The organism is Aeromicrobium sp. (genome assembly GCF_047606445.1).
GTDB lineage: Bacteria > Actinomycetota > Actinomycetes > Propionibacteriales > Nocardioidaceae > Aeromicrobium.
This window is the reverse complement of record NZ_JASGEK010000006.1, coordinates 62,650-75,132: the sequence shown is the minus strand read 5'-3', so window position 1 is coordinate 75,132 and position 12,483 is coordinate 62,650. Positions and strand designations below refer to the sequence as shown.

Below are 12,483 nucleotides of genomic sequence, written 5' to 3'. Positions count from 1 at the left end.
CCGGAGCCGCCGCGATCCTCACCGACGCCGAGGGGGCCGCCGCCGTGGCCGCCGACCCGGCGGCGCGCGACCTCCCGGTCGTGGTGACCGACGCCCCGCGCCCCGACCTCGCGCGTGTGAGCGCCGAGCTGTACGGCCACCCGGCCCGGTCGTTCACGACCCTCGGCGTCACCGGCACCCAGGGCAAGACCACCGCCACCTATCTCGCCGAGGCGGCCGCCGGCCAGCCCTCGGCCGTCGTCGGGACCATCGGCACGAGGATCGCCGGACGCGCGGTCGCCTCGTCGTTGACCACGCCGGAGGCCCCGCGTCTCCAGGAGTTGTTCGCCGTGATGCGCGAGGCCGGCGTTCGGACCTGCGCGATGGAAGTGTCGAGCCACGCGCTCGTTCAGCATCGGGTCGACGGATTTGTCTTCGATACCGGCGTCTTCTTGAATCTCGGCCGCGACCATCTCGACTTCCATCGCGATCTCGACGACTATTTCGCCGCTAAAGCGAGACTGTTCACGCCCGAGCACGCGCGCCGCGCGGTCGTCAACGCCGACGACGAGCACGGCCGACGTCTGATCGACAATGCCTCTGAGGTTCCGGTGGTGACTTTCTCCGCGGAGGGCCGTGCCGCCGATTGGCGGGCGATGAACATCCGCGCCCACCGGCTCGGATCGCGTTTCGACGTGGTCGGGCCGGACGGCCGGTCGGCGGAGGCGACGGTCCCGCTGCCCGGAGCCTTCAACGTGTCCAACGCGCTGGCGGCGCTGGCGGCGCTCGCCTCGACCGGGCGCGACCTCGACGCGCTGGTCGCCGGGCTGGCCTCCTCGCCCGGGGTGCCGGGACGCATGGAACAGGTCGACGCGGGCCAGGACTTCGGCGTCGTCGTCGACTACGCCCACAAGCCCGACGCCGTCACCGCCGTCCTGCGCGCCCTCCGGCCGGTCACCGCCGGACGGCTCGTCATCGTGCTGGGCGCCGGGGGCGACCGCGACGCGGGCAAACGGCCGCTGATGGGCGCGGCCGCCGCCGAGTTGGCCGACCTGGTGGTCGTCACCGACGACAACCCGCGTGGGGAGGACCCGTCGGCCATCCGCCGCCAGGTGCTCGTCGGCGCACGGGGCGCCGGGGCGGCCGAGGTGGTCGAGGTCGGCGACCGGGCCGAGGCCATCGCCCACGCGATCTCCTCCGCCCGACGCGGCGACACCGTCGTCATCGCCGGCAAGGGCCATGAGACCGGCCAACAGGTCGGCTCGGTGGTCCATCCCTTCGACGACCGCGAGGTCGCCCGACGGCTGCTGGGCGAGTTCCGATGATCGCGTTGAGCGCCGCCCGGATCGCCGAGATCACCGGCGGCTCGGTCCACGGCGACCCCGACGTCCAGGCGACGGCCCCGGCGGTCATCGACTCCCGGCGGATCGAGCCCGGCGGGCTGTTCGTCGCGCTGCGCGGCGAGCAGGCCGACGGACACGACTTCCTCGACGCCGCGGCGTCGGGCGGGGCGGCGGTCGCGCTCGTCGAGCGGGTCGCCCCGTCGCCGTTGACGCAGGTGGTCGTGCCGGACGTGACGGTCGCGCTGGGCCGGCTCGCCCGCGCCGTCCACGACGAGCTGGCCGCCGGCGGGCTGCGGACGGTCGCGCTGACCGGCTCGGCGGGCAAGACGAGCACGAAGGACCTGCTCGTCCACCTGCTGGAGGGCGCGGGCGAGACCGTCGGCCCCGAGGGGTCGTTCAACAACGAGTGGGGCGTCCCGCTCACCGTCTTGCGCGCGACCCGCGAGACGGCCTTCCTCGTGGTGGAGATGGGCGCTCGGGGGATCGGCCACATCGCGACGCTCTGCGCCATCGCCCCGCCCGACGTGGCGGGCGTGTTGAACGTCGGCTCGGCCCATGTCGGGGAGTTCGGCGGCCTCGACCACACCGCCCGGGCCAAGGGCGAGATCGTCGAGGGCTTGCGGTCCGGCGGCGTCGCGGTGCTCAACGCCGACGACGCGCGGGTGCGGAAGATGGCGGCGCGCACGAAGGCGGCTGTCCTGATGTTCGGCGAGGCAGCCGACGCCGACGTCCGGCTCGACCCGGTGACGCTCGACCCCGGCGGCTTCCCCCGTGTGAGACTGCGGCTGGGCGGCGAGGAGGCCGAGGCCGTCGTGCCGCAGCTGGGGCTGCACCACGGTCCGAACGCGGCTGCGGCGGTCGCGATGGCGGTCGCCGCGGGGACGGCCTTCGCCGCCGCGGCCGAGCGCCTCGCCACTGCGGCGCCGCGTTCCCCGCACCGGATGGCGCGTCACGAGCGAGCCGACGGGGTGGTCGTCGTGGACGACGCCTACAACGCCAATCCCGAGTCGACACGGGCCGCGGTCGACTGGCTGGCCGCCGTCGCGCCCGGCCGGGGCGTCGCGGTGTTCGGCGCGATGCTGGAGCTGGGCGGGCAGAGCGCCGCCCTGCACCACCGCCTCGGGGAGGCCGCCGCGGCGGCAGACGTCCGTGCGGTCGTCGCAGTGGGCGAGGAGGCCGCCGAGGTGGCGGCCGGCGCGGGTGAGCGCGGGCGGGCGGTGGCCGACGTGGCTGAGGCCGTCGCGGCGGTCGAGACGCTGCTGCGCCCCGGCGACGTCGTGCTGGTCAAGGCCTCGCGCGGCGCTCGGTTGGAGCGGGTGGTCGACGGACTGTTGAGAAATCTCGGAACTCCGGGTCGACGTCGCGCTGACGAGCCCCTCCGAGGCTGACCGCTGGGCGCCCCGTCGAGGAGGCAGGGCATAATCAGGAAGACGTATGGCCTCCTGACCCGGAGTGTTCGCGCGTCATCCGTCCGTCGATCGAGAGGAACCCGCTCGCGATGTTGGCCATCCTGATCGCCGGAGCCGTGAGCCTGTTGGGCACCCTGCTGGGCACCCGGCTCGCGATCACGATCCTGGTCGCGAAGGGATACGGCCAGGAGATCCGCGACGACGGCCCGACCTCGCACCACACCAAGCGCGGCACCCCCACCATGGGCGGGCTCGTCATCATCTTCGCGGTCGTGCTCGGCTACGCGGCGGCGCACCTGTCGGGCCAGTCGCCGCCGACGGCCTCCGGCTTGCTGCTGCTGTTCCTCTTCGTCGGTCTCGGCGTGATCGGCTTTCTCGACGACTGGATCAAGATCGTCCGTCAGCGCAGCCTCGGCCTGCGCAGCAAGGCCAAGATGATCGGTCAGATCGCCGTCGGCCTGGCCTTCGCGCTGCTCGCCATCGGCTACGAGGACGACGCGGGCAACACCGTCATCACCCACGCCATCAGCCTCACCCGCGATTTCAGCTGGGAGCTGCCCACGGTGCTGCTGGTGGTCTGGGTGCTGCTCCTGGTCGCCGGCACGAGCAACGGCGTCAACCTCACCGACGGTCTCGACGGCCTCGCCACCGGCGCCTCGGCCATGGTCTTCGGCGCCTTCGTGCTCATCAACCTGTGGCAGAGCAACCAGAATTGCGAGGTCGTCCCCGAGGTCGCCAAGTGCTACGAGGTGCGCGACCCGCTCGACCTCGCCGTGGTCGCCTCGGCGCTGGCCGGCGCCTGCGTCGGCTTCCTCTGGTGGAACACCTCACCGGCCAAGATCTTCATGGGCGACACCGGGTCGCTCTCGCTCGGCGGCGCGATGGCGGGCTTCGCGATGACGACCCGCACCGAGCTGCTGCTGGTGATCCTCGGGGGGCTGTTCGTCGTCATCACCGCGTCGGTGATCTTGCAGGTCGGCTACTTCAAGGCGACGGGCGGCAAACGCATCTTCCGCATGGCCCCCTTGCAGCATCACTTCGAGCTGCTCGGCTGGGCCGAGGTCACCATCGTGGTCCGCTTCTGGCTGATCAGCGTGCTCTGCGTGGCCGTCGGTCTCGGCGTCTTCTACTGGGAATGGGTCACCGGACTGTGAGCCGCGACCCTCACTGCCCGGGTCGCGAGTCCTGGGAGGGCGTGCGTGCGGTCGTCGCCGGGTTCGGCGCCAGCGGCTTCGCGGCGGCCGACTCGCTCATCCACCTCGGCGCCGACGTGGTCGTGCTCGACGAGAAGGCTCCCGAGGGGCTGTCCGCCGAGAAGGCGACGCTGTTGGAGATGCTCGGCGGCGACCTGCGACTGGGGCCGGGCGCGACGGCCGAGCTGCCCGACTGCGAGCTCGTGGTCACCTCGCCCGGCTGGGCGCCGACGACGCCGCTGCTGACCCGCGCCGTCGGGCTCGACGTGCCCGTGTGGGGCGAGGTCGAGCTGGCCTGGCGGCTGCGCGGCGAGGACGCCGCGCCGTGGCTGGCGATCACCGGCACCAACGGCAAGACCACCACGGTGCAGATGCTGAACGCCATCCTCCGGGCTGAAGGCCTGCGCAGCGACGCGGTCGGCAACGTCGGCCGTCCGGTGGTCGAGGCCGTCATGGACCCCGAGCCCTACGACGTGCTCGCGGTCGAGCTGTCGAGCTATCAACTGCACTGGAGCGCCTCGCTGTCGTGCGAGGCGGCGGCGGTGCTCAACGTGCAACCGGACCACCTCGACTGGCACGGCGGGGCCGACGCCTATGCCGCTGCGAAGGGTCGGATCTATGAGAACGCCCAGATCGCCTGCGTCTACAACGCGCAGGACGCCGCCACCGAGCAGTTGGTGATGGACGCCGACGTGGTCGAGGGCTGCCGGGCGATCGGCTTCACCCTCGGCCTGCCCGAGCCGAGCATGATCGGCGTCGTCGAGGACGTCCTCGCCGACCGCGCCTTCGTCGCCGACCGCCGCACGAGCGCGGCCGAGCTGGGCACGCTTGCCGACCTGGAGCGCGACGGCGTGCCTGCGGCCCCGCACGTCGTCGCCGACGCGCTCGCCGCCGCCGCCCTCGCCCGCGCGCACGGGGTCTCGGCCCGCGCGGTGCGCGACGGTCTGCGCGGCTTCCAGATCGACGCGCACCGTATGGCGTTCGTCACGGAGTCGGGCGGGGTCCGCTGGATCGACGACTCGAAGGCCACCAACGTGGCCGCCGCGCGGGCCGCCATCGAGTCCTGCGACAGTGTCGTCTGGGTCGCCGGGGGCCTGGCGAAGGGGGCCTCCTTCGACGATCTGATCCCGGCGGTCCGCGACCGCCTGCGCGGGGTCGTGCTCATCGGCCAGGACCGCGATCTGATCGCCGGCGCCCTCCGGCGGCACGCCTCCGACGTGCCGGTGATCGAGGTGACGAGCGGCGGGACCGGGATCATGGAGGCGGCCGCCGACGCCGCGGCGTCGCTGGCGCGGCCCGGCGACACCGTGCTGCTGGCCCCGGCGTGCGCGTCCTGGGACCAGTTCCGCGACTACGCGCAGCGTGGCGACCACTTCGCCGAGGCGGCCAGGCGACGCATGGAGGGCTGATGGGCACCACCGCGCGCCGCGACGGGCTGCGCCGCGTGCTCGACCGGCCGCTCGCCTCCTACCAGATCGTGCTGGGCGCCTCGGCGCTCCTCGTCGGCCTCGGCCTGGTCATGGTGCTCAGCTCCAGCTCGGTTCTGGCCTATCGCGCCGACGGCAACTCCTACGCGATCGTGGCCAAGCAGGCGCTGTTCGCCGGGCTCGGTCTGCTCGGGGCGTTCGTGGCGGTCAAGCTGCCGCTGGCGTTCTGGCGGCGTTCGGCGGTCCCGCTGCTGCTCGTGGTGTTGGCGCTCATCGGCTTGACGCTGATCCCGGGCGTCGGCCAGGAGGTCAACGGCAACCGCAACTGGCTGCCGCTGTTCGCCGGGTTCATGCTCCAACCGTCGGAGTTCGCCAAACTCGCGCTCGTCCTCTGGATCGGGAGACTCTACGCGGGCCGTCAAAAAGCGTTGGACGGGCCGCGCGCGACCCATCAGATGCTCATGCCGGTGGTCCCGGTCGGCGTCCTGATCGCGCTGCTCATCGGCGCCGGTCAGAAAGACGTCGGCACGGCGTTGGTGATCGTGGCGGTGCTCGGCGGCATGCTGTGGACGGTCGGGCTGCCGCGACGCTGGGTCGCGGTCGGTCTGGCCCTGGTGGGCGTGGCCGGGGTGCTGGCCGTCGCCGCCGCCCCCCACCGGGTCTCGCGCATGCTGGCCTTCCTCGACCCGATGGCCGACCCCGAGGTCACCGGGTACCAGACGATCCACTCCATGATGGCGCTCGCGACGGGCGGTTTCTGGGGGGTCGGCCTCGGCGGAAGCCGCCAGAAGTGGGGAGCCCTGCCGAACGCGCACACCGACTTCATCCTGAGCGTCGTCGGCGAGGAGCTGGGGCTGTTCGGCACGCTGGTCGTGCTGGGTTTGTTCGTCGTGCTCATCGCCATGGGCGTGCGGATCGCGCTGCGCGCGACCGACCCCTTCGCGCACTACGTCGCCGTCGGGGTGACCACCTGGATCGCCGTCCAGGCGGTCATCAACATCGGCATGGTCCTCGGCCTGCTTCCCGTCATCGGCATCCCGTTGCCGCTGATGTCCTACGGTGGGTCGAGCCTGCTCGTCACCATGACCGCGCTCGGCCTGCTGGCCCGGTGCGCCCTCGCCGAGCCCGGGGCGCAGGCGGCGTTGGCCGCGCGGCGTCCCACCTCACGTCAGGAGAAGAAGCGATGACCTTGAGAGTCCTGCTCGCCGGCGGCGGCACCGCCGGGCACACCTCCCCGCTGCTCGCCACGGCCGACGTGCTGCGCGCGCGCGGCGCCGAGATCACCTGCCTCGGCACGCCGCGCGGCCTGGAGGTCTCGCTGATCCCCGAGGCGGGCTATCCGCTCGAGCTCGTGCCGCCGGTGCCGCTGCCGCGGCGCGCGGGCGGCGAGCTCGCGCGGCTGCCGGTGCGGCTCAAGCGCTCGGTGGCCGCCACCCGGGAGGTCTTCGACCGGGTCGAGCCCGACGTGGTGGTCGGCTTCGGCGGCTATGTCGCGGTCCCGGCGTATCTCGCGGCCCGCAAGCGGCTGCCGATCGTCGTCCACGAGGGCAACGCCCGCCCGGGCGTCGCCAACAAGCTCGGCTCCCGGTACACGACCCATGTCGCCACGAGCTTCCCCGACACCGCGCTGCCGCACGCGACCTTCACCGGTCTGCCGATCCGTCGGCAGATCGCCGAGTTGGACCGCCGGGCCCGTCAGACGGAGGCACGCCGCGAGCTCGGGCTCGACGCCGACCGTCCGACGCTCGTCGTCACCGGCGGCTCCCAGGGCGCGCGACGGATCAACCACGGCGTCTCCGGCGCGGCGCGCGAGCTCGCCGACGCCGGGATCCAGGTGCTGCACATGGCCGGACGCGTCGAGGAGGCCGTGCCGGACCGGCGCGCGGGCGATCCGCCGTACGTCGTCAAGTCCTATCTCGACCGGATCGAGCTGGCGTACGCCGCCGCCGACTTCATCGTCTGCCGGGCCGGCGCCAACACGGTCACCGAGGTCGCGGTCACCGGCCTGCCCGCCGCCTTCGTGCCGCTGCCCATCGGCAACGGCGAGCAAGCGCTCAACGCCCACCCGGTCGTCCAGGCAGGGGGCGCGCTGCTGGTCGACGACGACGCCTTCACCGACCGCTGGGTCGCTCAGGCGCTCGTCCCGGTGCTGCTCGACCGCGACCGGCTGGAGCAGATGAGCGACGCCGCCGCGCACGAGCTGCCCCGCGACGCCGACCGTCGGCTGGCCGACATGGTCATGGCCGCCGCCGATCAGGGGGCCTGAGATGCGCGTTCCCGTGCCTGAGGTCGTTCTTCCCGCCGAGGAGTTGACGCACGTGCACCTCGTCGGCGTCGGAGGGGCGGGGTTGTCGGCCATCGCCCGGTTGTTGCGCCAGCGGGGCGTGCGGGTCAGCGGCAGCGACCAGAACGAGTCCGCCGTCACCCGCGCGCTCGCGGCGGAGGGCGTCGAGGTCCGCCTCGGCCATCGGGCCGAGAACATCGTCGGCGCCGACACCGTGGTCGTCTCGACCGCCGTGCGCGAGGACAATCCCGAGGTCATCGCGGCGCGGGAGGCCGGGGTTCGGCTCTGGCCCCGCTCGGCGGGCCTGCAGTCGCTGTTGATCGGCCAGCGGGTGGTCGCGGTGGCGGGCACCCACGGCAAGACCACGACGACGGCGATGGTCGTCTCGGCCCTGCGCGCCGCCGGCCTCGACCCGACCTTCGCGATCGGCGCGGAGGTGGAGACGCTCGGCACGAACGCCCGGTGGGGGAGCGACGACGTCGCCGTGGTCGAGGCCGATGAGAGCGACGGAGCCTTCCTGGTCTACGAGCCCGAGATCGGCGTGGTCACCAATGTCGACCCCGACCACCTCGACCACTGGGGCTCGACCGAGGCGTACGCGGCGGCCTTCGAGCAGTTCGCCCGCCGGTGCGCGACCGTGGTCGTGGCGAGCGCCGACGACGAGCGGGCGCGGGCGCTGCCGGGCGCGTTCACCGCAGGCCTGGCCGAGGAAGCCGACCTGCGCGGGCTCGACCTGCGCGTGGACGCCGCGGGCACGAGTTTCCGCGTCCGTTCTGACGAGGACGACCTGGGGACGGTGCGGCTGGCCGTCACCGGCGAGCACTATGCCCAGGACGCGTTGCTGGCCCTCGCGGTCGGCCGGAAGCTGGGCGCCGACTGGGACGGCCTCGTCGTCGGCCTCGGCCGGCACCAGGGCGCCAAGCGCCGCATGGAGTTCCTCGGCGAGGAGGGCGGCGTGCGGGTCTACGACTCGTACGCCCACCACCCCACCGAGATCGCCGCCGACCTGGCCGCCGCCCGCGCGCTCGCGGACGGGAGCCGTCTCGTGGTGGCCTATCAGCCGCACCTGGTCAGCCGCACCCGCATTTTCGGCGAGGCCATGGGCGTGGCGCTCTCGGCGGCCGACGAGGTCGTCGTCGCCGACGTCTACCTCGCCCGCGAGGACCCCGACCCCGCAGTGACCTCCCAGCTGGTCGTCGACGCGGTCGACGGGCCGCCGGCGAGCGCGGGAGGTCCGGTCGACGGACTCGACGCCGTGCTCGACGAGCGGGTCGCGCCCGGCGACCTGGTCCTGACGCTCGGCGCCGGCGACATCACGACGGTGGGGCCGCGGCTGCTGGCCCGCCGCGCCGGGCGCTCGGCCGATGGCTGACCGCGGCGGCTCGGCGGAGGCCGAGCGACGCTTCGCCGAGCGGCGTCGGGTCACCCGGCGGCGTGCCGCCCTGCGGGCCTTGCTCGTCATCGCTCTGGCGACGATCCTCGGCGGCGGGACCTGGTTGGTCGGCTTCTCCGACGTCTTCGCGCTCGACCGGCTCAAGGTCACCGGCGTCGACCAGCTGACCGAGGAGGAGGTCGCGACGGCCGCCGCCGCCCCGATGGGCACTCCGCTGGTCCGGGTCGACACCGACGAGGTCGCCGAGCGGGTGGGCGAGTTGCCGATGGTCGAGTCGGCGCAGGTGCGCCGGTCCTGGTTCTCCCGGACCCTCCGGGTGGAGGTCGTCGAGAGGACCGCGGTCGCGTGGACGCCCGTCGGCGGCGTCGCGCACGGCGTCGACCGCCACGGCGTCGACTTCCGCAGCTTCGCCGAGACGCCGCCGCTGACCGAACTGCGGATCGAGGCGGCCGACCAGAAGGACCGCGCACAGGCCCTTCAAGGTCTCGGCGAGGTCGTGGCGACGTTGGGCGACACAGCTCCTGACCTGTTGGCCCAGGTCGCCTACGTCTCGGCCGCCACGCGTGATTCCATCGTCCTGCGCCTGTCCGACGGGCGGGAACTGCGGTGGGGGAGCGCCGAGGACACCGAACGCAAAATCGAGGTGGTCTCGGCCCTGCTCGGCGCCGTGAACGCGTCGGTCTACGATGTCAGCGCGCCCGAACAACCGACGACCGCGTCCTGATCGACATCACTTCGACCGGTCTCGGCGTGTCGGGGGCGGACAGGTTGAGACGCGCACGTACCGTCTTACTCGGGTCCGGTCCGACCGGATTCACCCTCGAGACCACCCCTCAGACCACCACCCCCGCGGTGGACATCGCCCGGAAGGAACACCATGGCGGTCCAGAACTATCTCGCCGTGATCAAGGTCGTCGGCATCGGCGGCGGCGGCGTCAACGCCGTCAACCGCATGATCGAGGTAGGACTCAAGGGTGTCGAGTTCATCGCGATCAACACCGACGCGCAAGCGCTGCTGATGAGCGACGCCGACGTCAAGCTCGACGTCGGCCGCGACTCCACCCGCGGCTTGGGAGCCGGCGCGAACCCGGAGATCGGCAAGCGCGCCGCCGAGGACCACGCCGAGGAGATCGAGGCGGCCATCAAGGGCGCCGACATGGTCTTCGTCACAGCGGGCGAGGGCGGCGGCACCGGCACCGGCGGCGCCCCGGTCGTGGCACGCATCGCGCGTTCGCTCGGCGCGCTGACCATCGGCGTCGTGACGCGCCCGTTCAAGTTCGAGGGCCGCAACCGCTCGCTGCAGGCCGACGCCGGCATCCAGGCGCTGCGCGAGGAGGTCGACACCCTCATCGTCATCCCGAACGACCGCCTGCTGTCGATCAGCGACCCCAACATCAGCCTGCTCGACTCCTTCCGTCAAGCCGACCAGGTGCTGCACCAGGGCGTCTCGGGCATCACCGACCTCATCACCACTCCGGGCCTCATCAACCTCGACTTCGCCGACGTCAAGTCGGTCATGTCCGACGCGGGCTCGGCGCTCATGGGCATCGGCTCCGCGCGCGGCGAGCAGCGCGCGGCGGTGGCCGCCGAGATGGCGGTGTCGAGTCCCTTGCTGGAGGCGTCCATCGAGGGCGCTCGCGGTGTCCTGCTGTCGGTGGCGGGCGGCTCCGACCTCGGCCTGTTCGAGATCAACGAGGCCGCCGGGCTCGTCGCCGACGCGGTGCACGCCGAGGCCAACATCATCTTCGGAGCGGTCATCGACGACGCCCTCGGCGACGAGGTGCGGGTCACGGTCATCGCGGCCGGCTTCGACGGCGGCGAGCCGAAGCCGCGCGACGCCTCGCAGCCGGCGCTACGGACCCAGGCGGCCGAGCAGGCCCCGGCGGCGACGCAGGAGCGCCGTCCGGCCGTCGCGCCCGAGACGCCGCAGACGGGCAGGCTGGCGGCCTCCACGGAGCCTCCGCGTGACGAGAAGACCGGCGAGTACCTCCGGCCCGACCCGCATCTCGACATGCCGATCGAGCCGCGCGAGGTTCCCTACGACGACGACTCGCTCGACGTCCCCGACTTCCTGCGCTGAGCGTGTTCGCCTGGCGTCGGCGGCTCGGCGCGGTCGAGATGGCGGTCACCGACCGTTCGGTCGACCTGCTCGACCCGGCGGACTGCGAGGCCGTCCGCGAGGCGCTGGAAGCCGACCGGATCGCGGCGATGCGCCAGGTCCATGGAGCCGAGGTCGCTTGGGCGGGAGTCGAGGAGGCCGAGGCCGACGCGCTGGCCACCGAGGAGCCGGGTGTGGCGGTGGTCGCCCGCGCGGCCGACTGTCTGCCGGTCGTCCTCGTCGGCGACGAACGGATCGTCGCGGCCGTCCACGCGGGCCGTGCCGGGGTCGCCGCAGGCGTGGTGCCCGCTGCCGTCGCAGCGCTGCGCGGGCGGGGGGCGGGCCAGGTGCGCGCGTGGCTGGGCCCGCGCATCTGCGGCGCTTGCTACGAGGTGCCCGAGGCGATGGCCGCCGAGGTGGAGGCCGTGGCGCCGGGCAGTCGCGCGGTCACCTCGTGGGGCACGCCGTCGGTCGATCTGGCCGCGGGGGTCCGCCGACAGCTGGCCGTGGCGGACGTCGACTGCGAGGACCTCGTCTGGTGCACGGCCGAGGACGACCGTTTCTTCTCACATCGAGGTGGTGACCTGGGTCGCCACGGAGTGGTGGTGGTGATCCATGACGGACCGACGGACTGAGCTGGCGGCGAACCTCGCCGCCGTCCACGATCGGGTGGCGATCGCCTGCGCCGACGTCGGACGCGACCGGGGCGAGGTGGAGGTCATCGTCGTGACCAAGACCTACCCGCGCGCCGACGCCGAGACGCTCGTCGGCCTCGGCGTGACCGATCTGGGCGAGAACCGTCACCCGGAGGCCGCCGACAAGGCGGTCGAGGGCGCGCGGCTGCACTTCGTGGGCGGGCTCCAGACCAACAAGGCCGGGGCCGTAGCGCGGTACGCCGACGTGGTGCACAGCGTCGACCGTCTCAAGCTCGCCCGCTCGCTCGCGCGGGGCGCGCAAGCCGCCGAGCGGACCCTCGGGGCGCTGGTGCAGGTCGACTTCCAGGAGGGCGCCGACGCCGGTCGCGCCGGGATCGCGCCCGGCGACGCGCTGACGCTCGCCGACGAGATCGCCGCGCTTCCAGGCTTGCGTCTCGACGGGCTGATGACGGTCGCCCCGCTGGGCGTCGACCCGCGCCCGGTCTTCGACACCCTCGCTGACCTGGGCGAACGCCTGCGGCGCGACCATCCGGAGGCCACGATGGTCTCGGCCGGGATGAGCGGCGATCTGGAGGCCGCGGTGGCCGCTGGCGCGACACATTTGAGAATCGGCAGGGCCGTCCTGGGCGAACGGCCGAATGTTGTGTAATGTGACTCGTGTGATTCAAGTGATCACACTGAATCACTGAGACAACGAAGGG

11 protein-coding genes are annotated in these 12,483 nt (G+C 73.0%); all 11 read left to right on the top strand.

What is annotated here, in order from left to right; genetic code table 11:
- On the top strand, nt 1-1,304 hold a 1,304-nt coding region (locus QM621_RS01840), incomplete at its 5' end, for a UDP-N-acetylmuramoyl-L-alanyl-D-glutamate--2,6-diaminopimelate ligase (protein WP_414988648.1).
- Nucleotides 1,301-2,710, top strand: a complete 1,410-nt coding sequence (locus QM621_RS01835) for a UDP-N-acetylmuramoyl-tripeptide--D-alanyl-D-alanine ligase (RefSeq protein WP_414988647.1) — start codon at nt 1,301-1,303, stop codon at nt 2,708-2,710. The genes QM621_RS01840 and QM621_RS01835, both read left to right, overlap by 4 nt.
- 110 nt (nt 2,711-2,820) lie before the next feature.
- Nucleotides 2,821-3,885, top strand: a complete 1,065-nt coding sequence (gene mraY / locus QM621_RS01830; protein WP_414988646.1) for a phospho-N-acetylmuramoyl-pentapeptide-transferase — start codon at nt 2,821-2,823, stop codon at nt 3,883-3,885.
- On the top strand, nt 3,882-5,333 hold the full coding sequence (gene murD, locus QM621_RS01825; protein ID WP_414988645.1) for a UDP-N-acetylmuramoyl-L-alanine--D-glutamate ligase: 1,452 nt from the start codon (nt 3,882-3,884) through the stop codon (nt 5,331-5,333). Before mraY ends, murD begins: the two co-directional genes overlap by 4 nt.
- Complete coding sequence (ftsW, locus tag QM621_RS01820; protein ID WP_414988644.1) at nt 5,333-6,538, top strand: putative lipid II flippase FtsW; 1,206 nt, start codon at nt 5,333-5,335, stop codon at nt 6,536-6,538. The genes murD and ftsW overlap by 1 nt, the downstream gene beginning before the upstream one ends.
- A complete protein-coding gene (gene murG, locus QM621_RS01815) occupies nt 6,535-7,617 on the top strand; it encodes an undecaprenyldiphospho-muramoylpentapeptide beta-N-acetylglucosaminyltransferase (protein WP_414988643.1) in 1,083 nt (360 codons plus the stop codon). Before ftsW ends, murG begins: the two co-directional genes overlap by 4 nt.
- Before the next feature lie 13 nt (nt 7,618-7,630).
- Nucleotides 7,631-9,007, top strand: a complete 1,377-nt coding sequence (murC, locus tag QM621_RS01810; protein ID WP_414988642.1) for a UDP-N-acetylmuramate--L-alanine ligase — start codon at nt 7,631-7,633, stop codon at nt 9,005-9,007.
- Nucleotides 9,000-9,752 carry a cell division protein FtsQ/DivIB gene (locus QM621_RS01805; RefSeq protein ID WP_414988641.1) on the top strand — a complete coding sequence of 251 codons (753 nt, stop codon included), beginning with the start codon at nt 9,000-9,002 and terminating at the stop codon, nt 9,750-9,752. The genes murC and QM621_RS01805 overlap by 8 nt, the downstream gene beginning before the upstream one ends.
- A gap of 153 nt (nt 9,753-9,905) precedes the next feature.
- A complete protein-coding gene (gene ftsZ, locus QM621_RS01800; RefSeq protein ID WP_414988640.1) occupies nt 9,906-11,108 on the top strand; it encodes a cell division protein FtsZ in 1,203 nt (400 codons plus the stop codon).
- A 2-nt stretch (nt 11,109-11,110) separates the two neighbouring features.
- A complete protein-coding gene (locus QM621_RS01795; protein WP_414988639.1) occupies nt 11,111-11,761 on the top strand; it encodes a polyphenol oxidase family protein in 651 nt (216 codons plus the stop codon).
- Nucleotides 11,742-12,431 carry a YggS family pyridoxal phosphate-dependent enzyme gene (locus tag QM621_RS01790; RefSeq protein WP_414988638.1) on the top strand — a complete coding sequence of 230 codons (690 nt, stop codon included), beginning with the start codon at nt 11,742-11,744 and terminating at the stop codon, nt 12,429-12,431. The genes QM621_RS01795 and QM621_RS01790 overlap by 20 nt, the downstream gene beginning before the upstream one ends.
- Nucleotides 12,432-12,483: the final 52 nt, after the last annotated feature.